Here is a 17570-nt window from a genome sequence, read left to right as displayed (position 1 = left end):
ACAGGCGCATCCACAACATGTTGTGGTTAGCAATCAATTAAAAGCCAGCCCTTGACGGAATCAGCTGTTTCAAACTTTACTATTTCTGATGTTGCGGCGGCGACAGGACCGGAGGTAACGAGCCCGGTTCCCTTTTGAAAATTAGGACGCAGAATCAGGGCGGTGGACCGGGAACGGTTCAGGCCTGACAGGATTTTTGCGCGGTTTTCAGCCTCCAAAAAAAGTGACATCGGGGCTGGCGATAATAAGCTGTTAATACTATATTTAGTGTTTGCAGCCACCATCACCACAAGATACAGGAAGATCATCTCCGGATGACACCCCTGTCACGATACGGAAACGAGACTGGCTGCGCGACGACAAAGTGCCGCCGGATAGGAATTTTGCGCCGAGGTCGCGGGGACCGGGCGCCAACACGAGGTCAAGACCATGCGCATCGAACGTCGTTTCACGAAGGCCGGCCAAGGCGCCTATGCGGATATCGAATTCCGCAAGGCGACGAGCGAGATCAAGAACCCTGACGGTTCGGTCGTGTTCCGCCTCGAGAATATCGACGTTCCCGCGCAGTTCTCCCAGGTCGCGACCGACGTTCTGGCGCAGAAGTATTTTCGCAAGGCCGGCGTTCCCACCCGGCTGAAGAAGGTCGAGGAAAATGATGTTCCTTCCTTCCTGTGGCGCTCCGTTCCCGACGATGCTGCGCTGAAGACCCTGTCTAAGGATGAGCAGACCGGCTCCGAAATCGATGCGCGCCAGGTCTTCGACCGTCTTGCCGGCACCTGGACCTATTGGGGCTGGAAGGGCGGCTATTTCTCCTCCGAGGAAGATGCCTCGGCCTTCAAGGACGAGCTTGCCTACATGCTCGCCACCCAGCGCGTCGCCCCGAACTCGCCGCAGTGGTTCAACACCGGCCTGCATTGGGCCTACGGCATCGATGGTCCCGGCCAGGGCCATTTCTACGTCGACCCCTTCACCGGCAAGCTGACCAAGTCCAAGTCGGCCTACGAACACCCGCAGCCGCATGCCTGCTTCATCCAGTCTGTCGAGGACGACCTCGTCAACGAAGGCGGCATCATGGACCTCTGGGTGCGTGAGGCGCGCCTCTTCAAATACGGCTCTGGTACCGGTTCCAACTTCTCGATGCTGCGCGGCGAAGGCGAAAAGCTTTCCGGCGGCGGCCGCTCTTCCGGCCTGATGAGCTTCCTGAAGATTGGCGACCGTGCCGCCGGCGCCATCAAATCGGGCGGCACGACGCGCCGCGCCGCCAAGATGGTGGTCGTCGATATCGACCATCCCGATATCGAGGAATACATCAACTGGAAGGTCAAGGAAGAGCAGAAGGTCGCGGCTCTCGTGACCGGCTCGAAGGTCGTCGCCAAGCATCTGAAGGCGATCATGAAGGCCTGCTTCAACTGCGAAGGCGGTGACAACCGCGATTGCTACGATCCCAACAAGAACCCTGCCCTGAAGCGCGAAATCCGCGCCGCCAAGAAAGACCAGGTTCCTGAGAACTACGTCCAGCGCGTCATCCAGTTCGCCCGTCAGGGCTACAAGGATCTCCAATTCAAGACCTACGACACGGATTGGGACTCGGAAGCCTACCTCACGGTATCCGGCCAGAACTCCAACAACTCCGTCTCGATCAAGGACGACTTCCTGCGCGCCGTCGAGAATGATGGCGAATGGAACCTGACCGCCCGCAAGGACGGCCGCGTGATGAAGACGCTCAAGGCCCGCGATCTCTGGGAAACGATTTCCTACGCTGCCTGGGCTTCGGCCGATCCGGGCATCCACTTCAACACGACGATGAACGACTGGCACACTTCGCCGGCCGGCGGCCCGATCCGCGGCTCGAACCCGTGCTCGGAATACATGTTCCTCGACGACACGGCCTGCAACCTTGCCTCGCTGAACCTGCTGCAGTTCAAGGACAAGGCCACCAAGCGCATCAACATCGCTGACTACGAACATGCTGTTCGCCTGTGGACCGTCGTGCTCGAAGTCTCGGTGATGATGGCGCAGTTCCCGTCGAAGCGCATTGCCGAACTCTCTTACGAATACCGCACGCTCGGCCTTGGCTACGCCAATATCGGCGGCCTGCTGATGTCGTCGGGCATTCCCTATGACTCCACTGAGGCCCGCGCCATTGCAGGCTCGCTGACCGCGATCATGACCGGTGTCTGCTATGCGACCTCGGCCGAAATGGCTGCCGAACTCGGCCCGTTCCCGAACTTCGCGCCGAACCGCGAGAGCATGCTCAGGGTCATTCGCAACCATCGCCGCGCCGCTCATGGCGAAACCTCCGGCTATGAGGCCCTGTCGATCAACCCGGTCGCGCTGATCCATTCGGAAAACCCGGACCAGGATCTCGTCGCCCACGCCAAGTCGGCCTGGGACAAAGCGCTCGAGCTCGGTGAACAGCATGGCTACCGCAATGCCCAGGTCTCGGTCATCGCGCCCACAGGCACGATCGGTCTCGTCATGGATTGCGATACCACCGGCATCGAGCCCGACTTTGCCCTCGTCAAGTTCAAGAAGCTCGCCGGTGGCGGCTACTTCAAGATCATCAACCGCGCCGTGCCCGACGCGCTGCGCACGCTTGGCTATTCCGAAAGCCAGATCGCCGAGATCGAGGCCTATGCCGTCGGCCATGGCAATCTGAACCAGGCGCCGGCTGTCAATCCATCGACGCTGAAGACCAAGGGCTTCACCGACGAGAAGGTGGAAGCCGTCAACGCCGCGCTGAAGAGCGCCTTCGACATCAAGTTCGTCTTCAACCAGTGGACGCTGGGCGCCGACTTCCTGAAGGAGACGCTGAAGGTTTCCGACGAACAGCTGGCCGACATGAGCTTCAGCCTGCTCGACCATATCGGCTTCTCGAAGAAGGACATCGAAGCCGCCAACATCCACGTTTGCGGTGCGATGACGCTGGAAGGCGCGCCTTTCCTGAAGGCGGAACACCTGCCGGTCTTCGATTGCGCCAATCCCTGCGGCAAGATCGGCAAGCGCTACCTCTCTGTGGAAAGCCATATCCGCATGATGGCGGCTGCCCAGCCGTTCATCTCGGGCGCGATTTCCAAGACGATCAACATGCCGAACGAGGCGACCGTCGAGGATTGCAAGAACGCCTACATGCTCTCCTGGAAGCTTGGCCTCAAGGCCAACGCGCTCTATCGCGACGGCTCGAAGCTGTCGCAGCCGCTCAATGCCTCGTTGATCGAAGACGAGGACGACGAGGATGCGCTGGAAGAACTGCTGCAGGCACCCCTCGCCGCCCAGGCCGTCACTGTTACCGAGAAGATCATCGAGCGGGTGGTCGAGCGTGTTTCCCGCGAACGTGAGAAGCTGCCGAACCGCCGCCAGGGCTATACCCAGAAGGCCGCCGTCGGCGGACATAAGGTCTATCTCCGCACTGGCGAATTCGGCGACGGCCGTATCGGCGAGATCTTCATCGACATGCACAAGGAAGGCGCTGCCTTCCGTGCGATGATGAACAATTTCGCCATCGCCATCTCGCTTGGCCTGCAATATGGCGTGCCGCTCGAGGAATATGTCGAGGCCTTCACCTTCACCAAGTTCGAGCCGGCCGGTATGGTCATCGGCAATGACGCGATCAAGAACGCCACGTCGATCCTCGACTATGTCTTCCGCGAGCTTGCCGTTTCCTATCTCGGCCGCCACGACCTGGCCCATGTCGATACGTCTGACTTCTCGAACACGGCACTCGGCAAGGGCATCCAGGAAGGCAAAACCAACCTGCTCTCCACCGGCTGGACCCGCGGCTACAAGCCGACACTGGTGTCCGGCACCGGCGGCGAACGCCAGGCAGGCGAACCCAAGGGTGCTGCCACATCAGCCCCTGCCCGCGCCGCCTCCACCGGCACCGTGACTGCCTTTGCAGGCAGCGCGGCCCGCAAGCTGGAGACGACGATTGCCGTCTCCACCTCCGAAATCGTTGCTTTCAAGCGCGACTACGAGGAGCGCGCCAAGGAGTTGGCGGAAGAGATCGCCGAAGAGGTGACCGAGGAAATCACCAGCGACGCGACAGCCCTCTTCTCCGACAAGGCGGCGGCCGACGCGGCAACGGCGAAATCCGAAGCCAAGAAGCGGGAAGCCGAGCGCCGCCAGCGCTCGATCATGCAGGGCTATACCGGCAACATGTGCTCGGAGTGCCAGAATTTTACGATGGTGCGGAATGGCACCTGCGAGAAGTGCGACACTTGTGGTGCGACGAGCGGGTGCAGCTGAGTAGGCTCTTCCTACTCTTCGGTTCTAAAAATATCGTGGGAGGTCCGGGCAACCGGGCCTCTCATACTTTCATAAACAATATTGAAGTTGGAACTTTGGGCCCCCTTCAGCCTCGCGGCCGAAGGGAGCCAGAAACAACCGATCATCGTACCGGTCAATACGTTCGTTCTTCCTCTGGCTTAATGTAGGATTTTCGACTGCTGGGCAATCTCGCCGGATCCCGCTGGCCCCGCTTTAACCGGCACCTCCTACTTGCGTTCAAAAGGGAAGAAAGTCGAACAGGCGCTTGCTGGCCCTCGCCGCCCAAGCCGGCTTCACGGTTCCGGCAACCAATGGCGGGCCGGACGATGGAGCCAAGGGCGATTGATAGAACCGGTTGAGCATCGCGTCGCAGACATAGTGCCCCCAGTTCGTCAGATGCTCCGTCTCTTTCGCGCCGAGGAAATGGAGATAGGTGCCGACCTCCGAGGGGACGACCGAGGACGGCTGCAGCGTGTAGGACGCGTAGGGCTTGAGTTCGGCGTTCTTGCTGTCGATCGACCAATAGACGCCGCGGGTTCTTGCGCGCAGAGCCGATTTCGCGAGATCGTCGAGGCCAAGCCTATCAGCCTGTTTTGCAGCCTTGAAGCCGCCGATCAGGTCTCGGCGCCTCAACGACCGCACCTGATTGTCGGTCGTATCGAGAACGCGCTTGAGCTGGGAGAGATAGTTCCAGTATCCGTGGGTCGAGGATCGCCAAGGCGCTCCGGCATCGCTGACAAACAAGCAATCGCAGCGTTTCAGCACCGGCTCGATGCCGTGATTGTCATAGATGCCACCGTCGCTCAATATTGCCCTGCCCGGAGCAGCCGGTTCGCCAACGGTGTCATCGAGTTTTTCCCTTTTCCAGGAAAACTGCGACAGGTCCAGTCGCAGCGGTGACAGCACGGGCGGGAATGCCGCCGAAGCGGCAACCGCGGTCGCGAGCGAAAGTGTCGGATGAAACGACACCCCGATCCTGTAATCCGCGAGATAGCGGTTGGACATCCGGAAGAGTGAACCGGTGCTGAGATTGCTGGAGCAAAATACGAACCAGGGCGATCTCGGAAGATCGCTCAGGCTTGGTGATTTTCCGTCGAAGAGATGCCGCTCGTAGAGTTTAGCGGCTTCCTCCGCCGCGCTCGAGAAGGGGTTGAACACGCCCTTCAGGAAGCACGGCCCATCCGCGAACACCTGACTGAAGGCCAGAATGCGATTGAGGTATTCAGTCTTGAAGTTGACGGCGACCTGGTTCTCGAAGATCAGCCGTGGCCACATATAGGCCAGCAGGCCGGATGCGATAGATCCGCCCGAGACCGACGAGATCATATCGAGTTTCGCCAGAAGACCGGCCTCGTTGAGTCTCGCAAGCGATCCCGCATGGAAAAGCATGGCCCGATAGCCGCCCCCCGAAAGGCAGAGGCCGAGTTGGTAGCGCTCGGCCGGCTTGTCGGGTTCGTCAGAACCCGGCAGGACGGTGTTCGATCGGGAATGTTCGTTTTCCGACATGCTCGGCCTCACTCAGGAATCTGAGTTTCCCAACATTTCTTCCTCCGGGCAAACCAACGGTCGCTCGTCTTTGGGCCTGCGCTCTACTGACTCGTATATCGGCGGGAGTTGGCATCGCATTTGTGCCAATCCCAATTTATTCCGGCCTCGTCCTTATGGCCGTAACACCAGCCCGCGCGATCGAGCAGCGGACCGAGTTCGTCGCGCCGTTTGCATGCCCGTAGCGTCTCAGGCCCGTCGCGATCGACACTCGTGCGGCAGATATCGTCCAGTCCTGTCCACTGATGGATCAACCGATCCGGTGCCTTGGCCCCCTTGTCCGTGGCGAGCACCTTTCCGGTCTCGGACTCGATCTGTAGAGAGGCCGTGTTCCACACGAAAGAGAATTCCGCCATCCCGGCGGACGTCTTACCCGTGTCCCTGTTTCCGGCAAACCACTCGACAATTCCCGACATTTCGCATTTTCCGGCACAGCTGGCAGTTACGGAGCCCGGCTTGACGCTGTAGATGCGCTCCGGCCAGCGTTGGGCGAAGGCTGCCTTTTCCTTCAGGACGGCGTCTTTGTCGACCGAGTTTCCGAAGAAGGAGACCTCGTCGGCATAGACGCCCTTCATAAAGGCCAACGCCGAGGCACTGTCTTGCGACCATTCGTCATTGTATCGGTTGACGAAATCAACCGCCTCCGTGGTCAGGTCGCCGGGTTCGGAGGCGGCCACCTCCTCGGAAGCGCTGGGGTCTGACGGCATGTCGGCGGGTGTTGCGCTCTCCTGCGGTGCGGCGCCTGGCCGGGGCGGCGCGCTTTCCTGCGCCGAGGGCATATCCTCGGGCGTGTTGATGTTCCAGTCTCGCATTTCCGCAGCGGTGAGATACCGTATATCGGTGCTGTCGATCGACAGGCTGAGCTGCAGCAGATTGGGGCTTACTCCCATGTCGGTGAGATAGCCGATGATCTCGCCGGTCATCAATTGAACGGTCGAGACTGCCAATTTGTTGTCCATGGGGACATCGTCGGATAGGGAAATCCGATGCACGCCGATCGAGCCCGGCTCGGCGAACCTTTCGACGCCACCGACGAAGGCGAAGGCGCAAGCCGATGCACATTCCAAGGCTCTGATCTGGAGCGTTCTCGCATTCAGTGCGCGGATGGCGCGGCCGAACCTGATCGCGGTGACCACGTTTCCGCCGGGCGAGTCAAAGCTGATATAGTCAGCTTGGTACTGCGTGTATTCGTCGACAAGCTGCGTCGGATCGTCGGAGAATTCAAACACGCCCTTTATCACCAGACCACGTCCCGGGGCGCCGTCCACACGTTGGTAGGAAATTGCTGCATGCCCCTCTCCGGCCATGGCGACGAACGCCAGCAGCAGCGATATCAACGAGACGGATTTGCGCATTCTTACCCAGCCCTCGAGCACCTGTATATCTCCTGTCGTCATTCGCAGCATAGCTTGGCAGCTCTGTATAGCCGGATGATGAAATCACCTGCCCGTGAGGCCCGACCTCATCGGCGACCGCCGACGCCGATTACGGTCAGAAGAACAATAGCTTCGCAGAGAATGTTGATACCGATCAATGCACAAGGGGCGATCTTCTGGCAAGCGGCACAATCAGAAGTGATGAGACAAGGTAAACGCCGGTTCCTCGCACAATCGCGAGATCCCTGTCCGCATTCGTCGGGACGCGCCGGCTGAACGCCAGCAGTTCGACGCCATGCCATCGATATCCGCCGCGCTTGAAATCGACCATATTACTTCCCGAGCGGCGGGCGTTGTAGACCGATGCAATGAATATCGACTATGTCACCTGCATCCAAGCATTCGACCAACGAGGCACTTCGTGACTTTTGCCTATGACAATCACGCCCTCGATCTGAGGAGCGATGCCGATTTCTTCTCGCTCCTCACCGGAAGCTATCTGCGCATCACCGGCCGTCGTCTTGTCCAGGACGGGCAAGGGCCGGACTGGCTCTACAATGATGCACCTTTCGTGGTCCTCGCTCACAACACCGCGCCCGACCCGCGCTTCATCTACGCCAACCGCACCGCGCAGAACTGCTTCGAATATAGCTGGGATGAATTTACTGCGCTGCCGTCGCGGCTTTCGGCCGAGCAGCCTGATCGCGCCGAGCGCCAGCGGCTGCTGGACGCCGTCACGCACGATGGTTTTGTCGACAATGCGCGCGGTCTCAGGATCGCGAAATCGGGGCGCCGTTTCTGGATCGAGGATGTGACCGTCTGGCAGCTCATCGATGAAACCGGCAAGCGGTTGGGCCAGGCTGCGATATTCCCTTCATGGCGGGACGCGTAATGTCGCCGTCCCGGGGGGAGCGGCAAACGTAGCTTAGCGGTTCTTGCTATACGCTCTCTGCTCCCTCATTCCTGTCCTCGGACTTGATCCGAGTTTTATCGCAATGAAGCTACGGTTTCACGCGGTCAGGATGCGCCGCCTGAAATGCCGGCAGTTTGGCGCATTTGGCGTCGATATCGACGATGCCTTTGAAAGCGGTCATATCTACTCCCCAGCGGCGGGCGTTGTAGACCTGTGGAACCAGACAGAGATCCGCCATCGTCGGCCTGTCGCCAAAGCTGAATGCTCCATCAAATTCGCCGATCATGGCTTCCAGTTTGCGCAGTCCGTCGGCAATGAAATGCTTCATCCATTCCTCGCGGGCATCGGCCTTATCCGTCATGGTCATCAGATGCGACACGACATGCAAGTTGCAGATCGGATGGATGTCCATGGCGACCGCATAGGCAAGGGCGCGGACTTTCTGGCGATCGGCAATGTCAGGTGGCAACAATCCGCATTCCGGCCGAAGCTCGGCCAGATATTCGATGATTGCCAGCGACTGGGTCAGTGTTTTCCCGTCGATCACCAATGTCGGCACGAAGCCCTGCGGGTTGAGCGTGAGATAGTCCGGCGTCCTGTGCGCGCCCTCCAGCAGGTTGATGGGCACGGTCTTATAATCGATGCCCAAGAGATTGAGCGCGATGCGGACGCGATAGCTCGCCGATGATCGCCAGTAGTCGTAAAGAACGACCTCGTTCATCGCGGGTCGGCCCGTTGGTATTTTTCGACAGTCTGCTCGATCGCCCCGAAGATCGAATGACCGGCCTTATCCTTCATCTCTATGCGGGCCTGATCCCCGAACTTCATGAAGGGAGTCCTCGGGGATCCGGCGTCGATGGCCTCGATCATCCTGAGTTCGGCGATGCAGGAGTAGCCGTCTCCTCCCTCTTCCACCGGCTTGCCGGGGCCGCCGTCGAGCTTGTTGGACACTGTTCCCGAGCCGATAATCGTTCCGGCCAGGAGGTTACGGGTTTTGGCGGCATGGGCGATCAGTTGGCCAAAATCGAAGGTCATGTCGATACCGGCGTTGGCTTTGCCGAATGGCTTGCCGTTCAAGCTCACCAGCAGCGGAAGATGTAGCTTGCCGCCGTCCCAGGCCTCTCCGAGCTCGTCCGGCGTCACCGCGACCGGAGAAAATGCCGATGCCGGCTTCGACTGAAAGAAACCAAATCCCTTTGCCAGTTCGCCCGGGATCAGACCGCGCAGCGACACGTCGTTGACGAGCATCAGCAGGCGGATGGCGCCGCGTGCGGCTTCCGGGCTGGAACCCATGGCGACGTCGCCGGTAATGACCGCGACCTCGCCTTCCATGTCGATCCCGTAAGCCTCGTCAACCGCCACGATCGGATCGCGCGGCGCGAGGAAAGCGTCCGACCCGCCTTGATAGATCAGCGGATCGGTCCAGAAGCTTGCAGGCATCTCGGCGCCGCGCGCCTTGCGCACCAGTTCGACATGGTTGACGTAAGCGGAACCATCGGCCCATTGATAGGCCCGCGGCAAAGGTGACGTAGCGTCATGTTCGTGAAACCGGATCGTCGGCTGGGCTCCGGTCTCGACGCCTTCGGCAATCAGCTGAAGCCTCGGAGCCACATGCTCCCAGTCGTCGAGCGCCGCCTGCAGGGTCCGGGCAATGTGACCGACCTCCGAACAGCGGGTCAGGTCGCGGGAAACGACGACGAGCCGGCCGTCCCTCGTGGAGTCCTTCAAGGTCGCAAGCTTCATATCTTAATTCCAGTGCCGGAGGGTGTCTTTGCTTGATGCATCACTTGAGACCGGGGGTTCCGTCGAATTTGCGTTCCAGGCCGTCCCAACATTCGAGGTAATTTTCCTGCAGCGTTTCCAGTTCGGCTGCGTATTTGGTCAGTTGCTGCGGGTATCTGGTCTCGAACATGAAGGCCATGGTGTGATCAAGCTTCACGGGCTTGAGTTCGGTGTTGGATGCCTTTTCGAAGGCGAGCGCGTCCGGCCCATGGGGAAGCATCATGTTGTGCAGGCTCATACCGCCCGGCACGAAGCCCTCCTCCTTGGCGTCATATTGGCCGTGGATCAGGCCCATGAACTCGCTCATGATGTTGCGGTGGTACCAAGGCGGACGGAAGGTGTGTTCGGCGACCAGCCAGCGCGGCGGAAAAATCACGAAATCGACATTTGCCGTGCCGGCATCTTCGGTGGGCGCGGTCAGTACCGAAAAGATCGACGGATCGGGATGGTCGAAGCTGATGGCGCCGACCGGAGAAAATGTCCGCAAGTCGTATTTGTAAGGCGCGTAATTGCCGTGCCAGGCGACCACATCGAGGGGCGAGTGGCCGATGTCGGTGACATAGAATTTTCCGCACCACTTCACATGCACGCGGCAAGGCGTTTCCTTATCCTCGAAAGCGGCAACGGGTGTCTTGAAGTCGCGCGGGTTTGCCAGGCAGTTGGCGCCGATCGGTCCGCGGTCCGGCAGCGTGAATTTCGCGCCGTAGTTCTCGCATATATATCCCCGCCAGACCGTCTGCTCGCCACCCTTGAGAACCTTGAACATCATGCCACGCGGGATGAGGCATATTTCCAGGGGCTCGACATCCATGATGCCCATTTCGGTGAACACTCTGATGGCGCCGAGCTGCGGCACGATCAGCAGTTCACCGTCGGCGTTGAAGAAGTAATCGTCGACCATGTCCTCATTGAAGACGTAGGCATGGGCTGACATGCCCACCTGGGTGGTGGCATCGCCTGCCGTCGTGACTGTCCGCACCCCTTCGAGAAAGGTCAGTCTCTCCGCGGGCACGGGGATGGGATCCCAGCGAAGCTGGCCCAGAGGAAGCGAGTGCTCGTCGAGGCAAGGCGCCGTTTTCCAGAGCGGATAGGATGCGTTGGAGAAGCGGCGGGTGTGACGCACGCTCGGGCGAATGCGATAAAGCCAGGACCTTTCGTTCGTCCCGCGCGGCGCGGTGAACGGCGAGCCGGAAAGCTGCTCCGCATAAAGACCGTAATTGCATTTCTGCGGGCTGTTCTGGCCTTGCGGCAAGGCACCGGGAAGCGACTCGGTTTCGAAGTCATTGCCAAAGCCCGGCATATATTTCAGCCTGTTTGCCGTCGCGGCTTCACCGTCGGACGTCTGGATCGATGTCTGGTCCATTGCTCACTCCTCCCGTAACCCTCCTGCGCCGCGCACCTTTCCAGACGCGCGGCGCTGCAGAGTTTACTCCGCTGCAGTACCGATGACACCACGCTTGATCTGATCGGCCTCGATCGACTCGAAGAGAGCCCGGAAATTGCCTTCGCCGAAGCCCTCATCACCCTTGCGCTGGATGAATTCGAAGAAGATCGGGCCGATGACGGTCTTGGAGAAGATCTGCAGCAGGATTTTCGTCATGCCGCCATTCACCACACCTTCGCCGTCGATGAGGATGCCGTGTTTCTTCATGCGCTCGATCGGTTCGCTATGGCCGTTCACGCGTTCATAGGACATGTCGTAATAGGTCTCCGGCGGACCCGGCATGAAGCGCAGGCCGTTGTCGGCAAGCCTGTCGGTGGCGTCGTAAATGTCCTCTGTTCCAACGGCGATGTGCTGGATGCCCTCGCCCCGGTACTTCTTCAGATATTCCTCGATCTGGCTGGTGTCGTCCTTCGATTCATTCAGCGGAATGCGGATTTTGCCGCAGGGCGAGGTGATGGCGCGGCTCACCAGACCGGTGATGCGGCCGTCGATGTCGAAGAAGTGGATCTGCTTGAAGTTGAACAGGTTGCGGTAAAAATCCCACCACTTGTCCATGTTGCCGCGGAAGACGTTGTGCGTCAGATGGTCGAGATAATAGAAGCCGATCCCCTGCGGATGCGGGTCGCGCTCGCCAAGCCAATCGAACTCGGCTTCGTAAGCCGATCCCTTTTCCCCATAGGTCTCGACGAAATAGAGCAGCGAGCCGCCAATGCCGACAATCGTCGGGACGTCGAGCGCCTTGTCGTCCCCCTCATAGGGAACCGCACCTTTTGATACCGCGTGGTCGAAGGTGTGCTTGGCGTCGACGACGCGCCATGCCATCGATGGGGCGCAGGGGCCATGGTTTGCGACGAAACGGGCGGCATGACTGCCGGGTTCGGCGTTTAGCAGATAGTTGATGTCACCCTGGCGCCAAACGGTGATGTCTTTCGTCTTGTGCCTGGCGACCACGACGTAGCCCATGCGTGTGAAAAGCTCGCGCAGTTTCTCAGGCTCGGGATGGGCGAATTCGACGAATTCGAAGCCGTCGGTGCCGGCCGGATTGTCGGCGGTGATTTCCGAGGGCGGTGCATCATGTGGGAAAGGACCCATTTTCTTTCCTCCAGAGGAGATTGAATTTCTATGCAAAGTGTGACCCAAAACGCGTGCAAAGTTCTTGCATTCTTTATGCTCCAGGAAGAGATTATGCACGATCCGTGAGTATTTTGGAGATTTCATGCAATGGATGAACCGCTCGACAAATTGGATTTGCGCCTGCTCCAGGAACTTCAAAAGGACGGCAGGCTGACGAACAACGAGCTGGGGGAGCGGATCGCGCTTTCACCGTCCCAATGCTCTCGCCGGCGAACGAGACTCGAGGCTGAGGGATATATCCGCAGCTACCGCGCCTACCTCGATCGGCAGAAGCTGGGTCTGGATATGCTGGTGGTTATTTCCGTGACGCTTGCCACCCACAACAGAGACAATGCCCGCCGGTTTTCGCAATTGATCAACGGGTTGCCTGAAGTTCTCGAAGCCTATGCGCTGACCGGTGAAATGGATTATCACCTGACGGTCGCGACCCGCGGGCTCGCCGACCTTTCCAAATTCGTCAACGACGTTCTGTTGCCCCATGAGTCCGTACAGCACGTGAAGACGTCGATCGTGCTCGAGACGTTGAAAACATTCGAAGGCTTTCCGGTGCTCATGCCGGGACACTGGCATGGCGACAGCACGCGGTGATGTGACGGTATCGCCCTGCGCAGATATCTAAATCAGAGCGGCAGTTCGGTCGAGAATTTCAGCTCGCGCAGCACAAAGCTCGAGACCACTGTGCGCACATGCGGGTTGCGCATGAGATAGCGGGTCATGAAGGCTTCGTAGCTTTCCACGTCGCTTGCCCTTATCTTCAGCATGTAGTCGAAGGCGCCTGATAGGGCATAGCACTCCATGATTTCCGGCCGCTCCAGCACTACCGAAGCGAAAGACGCAACCGCCTCTTCGTGGTGATCCTCCAGCGTCACATGCGCGATGACGCAGAGCTTGAGATCGAGTTTGCCCGGATCGAGCAGGGTCACCCGCTTGCGGATGACGCCGTCGGCTTCCAGCTCCTGGATCTTCCGCCAGGCAGAGCTCTGCGACATGCCGGCCTTTTCCGCCAGGTCTGCCAGCGAAAGGCTGCCGTCGGCCTGGACGAGTTGCAGAAGCTTGCGGCGGAAATTCCCAGGTTCTTTCATTTTATGCGTCACTTTCGGGAAGATTTGCCATCACTATGGCAATAGCCAGGATGAAAGAAAAGAAAATCCTCCAAACCCGGATCATAATGGCAGGAATAGAGCCGTGCCTGGGAGGATCAGCCTATGACCAAGGAAAGCAGCTACACCGCCAAACTGCCCGGCCCGGACGGTTTGTATGACTACACCCCTGACGAAGATGCGATCTGGGGCGAACTCTACCGGCGTCAGATGAAGTTGCTGGCCGATACGGCCTGCCGCGAATATCTGGACGGCGTCAAAATGCTGGGGCTGAAGCCAGACAAGGTGCCTCAGCTTCTCGACGTCAACAGACGCCTGAACGAGACCACCGGCTTCGGCGTGGAAGGCGTGCCGGCGCTCATTCCGCCGTCGCGCTTTTATGAGCTTCTGTCGCAAGGCAAATTCCCGCTCGCAACCTTCCTGCGCCGTCGCGAGCATATCGACTATATCGAGGAACCGGACCTGTTCCACGAGGTTTTCGGCCACTGCCCCATGCTCACCAACCAGAGCTATGCCAATTTCGTCCGGCATTTCGGCGAGACGGCCGTCCGCCTCGGCAAGGGCTATTCATGGCATCTGTTCCGCATCTTCTGGTTCACCGTCGAATTCGGCCTGATCAATACGCCGCAAGGCCGCCGCTGCTTCGGCGCGGGTATTGTCTCATCGCCAAGCGAAGCGAAGGCGGCAATGGAAGGCAAGGCGTGCGAGTTCCGGCCGTTCGATCTGCTCAGCGTGCTGAGGACGCCCTACCGGATCGATATCCTCCAGCCGATCTACTATGTCATCGACAGCTTCGCCGATCTTGAAGCGATCGTGGAGCAGGATATCGAGGCCACGATCCTGAAGGCAAAATCACTGGGTGATTTCGCCCCCGCTTTCGAAGCCAAAGCTTCGTGAATCGCCGCAGGCAATACCTCGCGAGCGACAAGCCGGAGAAGAGTGGGATCGCGACGGATTCCCCCTCACTTCGGCGTGGCTGAACTTCGACTGACGAAGTCCACCAGCACACCGGGCTTGACCATGCCGGCTAGCTCTTCGGCGTCCCAGTTCGTCAGCCGCACGCAACCGTGCGATCCCACCTTGTCGATGAGCTTCGGCTCCGGCGTCCCATGTATTCCATAGGTCGGCTCGGTCAGGTCGATCCAGACCGTGCCGACCGGACCGTTCGGCCCTTTCGGGATCGTCAGGACCTTGTCGTTCTTGCCCTGCTTGAAGTTGCGCTTCGGGTCGTATCGGTAGACCGGCATCCTGGCGACGCCCTTGACCTTATGCTTGCCCGACGGCGCCGGATTGTCTTCGCTTCCGATCGTCGCGGGATAGACGGCAAGCAGTGATCCGTCCCCGGCAAAGGCCAGCACCTGTCCCGTTTTCTTGTTGGCTTCGATCCTCTTGACCTTTCCTTCCCTCGGCGGGCCGGGGGTCACGACCCACACCGTATCGCCGGGCGCAAACTGCGAAGCGGGATTGAGCGCGTTTACCAGATCGATCCCCATGTGAAACCGCTCGGATAGCTTCTCGGCAACGCTCGTATATCCCAGGCTCTGCATCTTTGCCTTCTCGCCATAGTCTTCGGGGATCTTGTCAACGAGACCCTTGGCATCGTCGGCCGAGACGACGTAGCTCTCGACGATGGGGGCATTGCCTTCCAGCCGGGAGACGACTTCCGCATCCAGCCTGCCGTCGACGGGAAGATCGTTCATAGCCTCGAAACCGGCCACGGCCTTGTTGACGTTCTCGCCGGAGAGGCCATCGATCACGCCGGGAGACGCGCCCGCTCGGTCGAGCAAAACTTGAAGGCGGACGATCGCCAGGTCTGGATCTGCTGGAGCCGGCTTCTCCGCGCCAATGGAAGCAATCGAAGCGGTATTGATGGCTTCGGGTCGAAGTTCCCGCGCGGCGGCGCCGCCAACGGAAATGGCCAGGGCGAGCAGCGACATCGGCAGGGCTGTTTTCATGGACGACAAATGGCTAGAGCCGGAACTTGTTCCACTGCGCGAGAGCGGCCGGAGAATTTTGGCGACAGCTACGTCTTCAGCGGAACCGCCGGCTTCTGTTCACGATGATTTCAACGTCCAGCCTCAGTAAATTTCAGTACAACCGCCAGTTGATCCGAAGGAGCAAGCAGCGGTCACGGCGTCTTCGCTTGTTTCCTGGCTTCGCGCGACCTTGCCGTGCGACGGGTCGGCCTCAGTTCCTCGATCGTCGGCAGCCACCACGCGGCGTTCTGAACCGGAAGCATTTTCGCGGGCCAGGTGCGGATGAGTTCTTCGAGTGTGGGCACCCGCCAATGTCCCCAGACGTGATCCTCGGTCACGCCGGGATAAAAGTCCGCAACGACACCCGGGTCGACCAGTTCGCCTGAGATTTCGCTAAAGACGACGATTCCATAGGCGGTGACCACAGGACGTCCTATTGGCGGCAGGTCGTCGCTCTGAAGCGGGTAACGGTGACGCTTTCGTTCCGCAGAGCGGAGTTTGCTGCGCATCTCCTGTTCGGTCCCCTTCCGCTCCTCGGCTCGACGTCGTCTCTCTTCCGGCTCGTTCCTGCGAGCCGCCGCCTCGATCTCGGGCCATCTGCGCCGGAGTTCCTCATAGGACCGGAAGGGAACGTGCCAAATCCTGAGATCGCCGTCCCACCGTGAGAATGGCACCTCGCGCAATTCGTCGACGACGGTCTTCGAATACGGCGTGCGGATTTGGAAGCCTGCCTTGCCGAGTTCGAGATATGGACTGTCGATGGGATCGAAGGCGAAGGCGTCGCGTCCCTTTGCGTCCGCATGGGCGTCGGCTTCGGACTCGATCTCGGCAAGCCATCGTCCGATGCGGCGGGACGCCGTCCGCCCGGGAACGAACCAGGCCTGGCGGGCATCGCTCCAGCGGGCACGGGGGAAGCGTCTTCGGAATTGCTCGACGGTCATCCTGTCGTAAGGGAAAGAAATGTCCGCGCCGGGCTTCGCACCGTCTTCGCCGGACGGAGCCTTTTCGTGATCAGCGGCGGATTTGGATTCGGTCATGGAAGGAGAACGCTAACGCGCAGCGATCGGTTTCCGATAAGGCGCTCGCTTGGCTGCCCTCTCAGTGAATTGTCTTCGACCGTTTCTCGGTATGCGAGATGTCATCGAGCGTCGCGATAAGCTTTTCGAACTCGCTCAAGACACGATTGAACTCGGCGTCCAGCATGTTGACGATTTCCGGTATCGTCGAGGACACGGACGCAATCAGCCTGTCGATCCATACGCAGCGCTCGGCTGGCACATTTGCGAGAACCTCCCGCCGATGCGTCTTCAGCTCGCGGAGGATGCGAACGATAAGGGCTGCTCGATCCGCTCGGCTCAAGAGCGGAAGCCTTGTCTGCGCCTGCTGGATTTCTGTTATCAGCGCCGTTGCCATCCCCTGATCTCCAACACTCTAATACAACCGGGTATCACAACCGTAGCGTTTGCAACACGGACTTTAGTCCGATTCACCAGTTTGGTGCAGCATGATCCGCACCTCGCGACCACCGCCGATAATCAATTGCTGGTCGCAACGAGATCCGACATGTCGCAACTGCGCCGCGGTCCTTCCCATGGTTGATACGTATTGTCTTCCGGTCGATACGACTTGTAGCGAGCGGCGCACCGGGCTGCCGCCTGTGCATTCACTTTCGTGCCGACGCCTTCATCGGCCTCGGCGACAGTCCGCTGGAACGGCGATGCGCATTCGCGGGTCTCACCGCTATAGGACCGATAGCTGTTGGTCGTGGGATCGAAAGAGCGATAACGTTCCCCACACCAGGCAAGATGCGCGGCCGAAAGTCTGGGCTGCGGTGTCTGAAGTTCGGCTGGCGGGCGAGCCGAATCGGGCCTTGCCGCTGACGCCGTGCTCGCCGACGCCTCGGTCACATAGCTGGAATAGAGAGGCGGAATTCGTTCATAGGGCTGCTGCCGAGGATCGACTTTTACCGGCGTCGTCGTCCATAGATCGCGCGCTGCGAGCTCCTTGAAGGCGTGAGGTTCGGAATCCGCCACG

Annotated in this window: 17 protein-coding genes; 4 read left to right on the top strand and 13 right to left on the bottom strand. The window is 59.7% G+C overall.

Annotation, left to right across the window (positions count from 1 at the left end; all coding sequences use genetic code 11):
• Positions 1-26 precede the first annotated feature (26 nt).
• A complete protein-coding gene (locus tag AC1D2N_RS20315; protein ID WP_157213919.1) occupies positions 27-308 on the bottom strand; it encodes a hypothetical protein in 282 nt (93 codons plus the stop codon).
• A gap of 121 nt (positions 309-429) precedes the next feature.
• Here AC1D2N_RS20315 and AC1D2N_RS20310 point away from each other — a divergent pair, with 121 nt between their 5' ends.
• Positions 430-4245 carry a vitamin B12-dependent ribonucleotide reductase gene (locus tag AC1D2N_RS20310; RefSeq protein WP_477981855.1) on the top strand — a complete coding sequence of 1272 codons (3816 nt, stop codon included), beginning with the start codon at positions 430-432 and terminating at the stop codon, positions 4243-4245.
• A gap of 258 nt (positions 4246-4503) precedes the next feature.
• On the opposite strand, the gene AC1D2N_RS20305 is transcribed toward AC1D2N_RS20310, so the two are convergent.
• The 3 genes from AC1D2N_RS20305 to AC1D2N_RS20295 all read right to left on the bottom strand — a co-directional run bounded on the left by AC1D2N_RS20305 (position 4504) and on the right by AC1D2N_RS20295 (position 7518).
• Positions 4504-5772: a patatin-like phospholipase family protein gene (locus AC1D2N_RS20305; RefSeq protein WP_130652239.1), complete on the bottom strand. Its 1269-nt coding sequence runs from the start codon at positions 5770-5772 to the stop codon at positions 4504-4506.
• Between the two features lie 83 nt (positions 5773-5855).
• Positions 5856-7187 (bottom strand): COG3904 family protein, encoded by a 1332-nt coding sequence (locus AC1D2N_RS20300; RefSeq protein WP_130652238.1) that lies wholly within the window; start codon positions 7185-7187, stop codon positions 5856-5858.
• A 154-nt stretch (positions 7188-7341) separates the two neighbouring features.
• Complete coding sequence (locus AC1D2N_RS20295; protein ID WP_165403087.1) at positions 7342-7518, bottom strand: hypothetical protein; 177 nt, start codon at positions 7516-7518, stop codon at positions 7342-7344.
• A 90-nt stretch (positions 7519-7608) separates the two neighbouring features.
• Here AC1D2N_RS20295 and AC1D2N_RS20290 point away from each other — a divergent pair, with 90 nt between their 5' ends.
• Positions 7609-8079, top strand: coding sequence for an MEKHLA domain-containing protein (locus tag AC1D2N_RS20290; protein WP_130652237.1), 471 nt, complete (start codon positions 7609-7611; stop codon positions 8077-8079).
• Between the two features lie 109 nt (positions 8080-8188).
• Here the strand turns inward: AC1D2N_RS20290 and maiA are convergent, their stop codons facing one another.
• The 4 genes from maiA to hppD form a co-directional block, all read right to left on the bottom strand.
• On the bottom strand, positions 8189-8821 hold the full coding sequence (maiA, locus tag AC1D2N_RS20285) for a maleylacetoacetate isomerase (RefSeq protein WP_018445721.1): 633 nt from the start codon (positions 8819-8821) through the stop codon (positions 8189-8191).
• Positions 8818-9843, bottom strand: a complete 1026-nt coding sequence (locus AC1D2N_RS20280; RefSeq protein ID WP_130652236.1) for a fumarylacetoacetate hydrolase family protein — start codon at positions 9841-9843, stop codon at positions 8818-8820. Before AC1D2N_RS20280 ends, maiA begins: the two co-directional genes overlap by 4 nt.
• 40 nt (positions 9844-9883) lie before the next feature.
• Positions 9884-11245 (bottom strand): homogentisate 1,2-dioxygenase, encoded by a 1362-nt coding sequence (hmgA, locus tag AC1D2N_RS20275; RefSeq protein WP_028732251.1) that lies wholly within the window; start codon positions 11243-11245, stop codon positions 9884-9886.
• A gap of 63 nt (positions 11246-11308) precedes the next feature.
• A complete protein-coding gene (gene hppD, locus AC1D2N_RS20270) occupies positions 11309-12418 on the bottom strand; it encodes a 4-hydroxyphenylpyruvate dioxygenase (RefSeq protein WP_028732252.1) in 1110 nt (369 codons plus the stop codon).
• Positions 12419-12547: 129 nt separating this feature from the next.
• On the opposite strand from hppD, the gene AC1D2N_RS20265 reads away from it, so the two are divergent.
• On the top strand, positions 12548-13048 hold the full coding sequence (locus tag AC1D2N_RS20265) for an Lrp/AsnC family transcriptional regulator (protein WP_130652235.1): 501 nt from the start codon (positions 12548-12550) through the stop codon (positions 13046-13048).
• A 32-nt stretch (positions 13049-13080) separates the two neighbouring features.
• On the opposite strand, the gene AC1D2N_RS20260 is transcribed toward AC1D2N_RS20265, so the two are convergent.
• Positions 13081-13542: an Lrp/AsnC family transcriptional regulator gene (locus tag AC1D2N_RS20260; RefSeq protein WP_003547665.1), complete on the bottom strand. Its 462-nt coding sequence runs from the start codon at positions 13540-13542 to the stop codon at positions 13081-13083.
• Positions 13543-13665: 123 nt separating this feature from the next.
• Here AC1D2N_RS20260 and AC1D2N_RS20255 point away from each other — a divergent pair, with 123 nt between their 5' ends.
• Positions 13666-14457, top strand: a complete 792-nt coding sequence (locus AC1D2N_RS20255) for a phenylalanine 4-monooxygenase (protein ID WP_018241701.1) — start codon at positions 13666-13668, stop codon at positions 14455-14457.
• A 65-nt stretch (positions 14458-14522) separates the two neighbouring features.
• Here AC1D2N_RS20255 and AC1D2N_RS20250 read toward each other — a convergent pair whose 3' ends face one another.
• From AC1D2N_RS20250 to AC1D2N_RS20235, 4 genes are all read right to left on the bottom strand, one after another.
• Positions 14523-15524, bottom strand: a complete 1002-nt coding sequence (locus tag AC1D2N_RS20250) for a L,D-transpeptidase family protein (protein WP_130652234.1) — start codon at positions 15522-15524, stop codon at positions 14523-14525.
• 164 nt (positions 15525-15688) lie between these two features.
• The gene (locus AC1D2N_RS20245) at positions 15689-16573 is read right to left on the bottom strand and encodes a hypothetical protein (protein WP_130652233.1); all 885 of its coding nucleotides are present in this window, start codon (positions 16571-16573) and stop codon (positions 15689-15691) included.
• Positions 16574-16634: 61 nt separating this feature from the next.
• Positions 16635-16949, bottom strand: coding sequence for a hypothetical protein (locus AC1D2N_RS20240; RefSeq protein WP_018241698.1), 315 nt, complete (start codon positions 16947-16949; stop codon positions 16635-16637).
• A gap of 122 nt (positions 16950-17071) precedes the next feature.
• Positions 17072-17570, bottom strand: a 499-nt coding sequence (locus AC1D2N_RS20235) for a BA14K family protein (protein ID WP_477981848.1), incomplete at its 5' end; no start/stop codon positions are given.

This window comes from Rhizobium sp. P1_B8 (assembly GCF_056406515.1).
The sequence above is the reverse complement of the archived record's forward strand: the minus strand, read 5'-3'. Positions and strand labels throughout refer to the sequence as shown.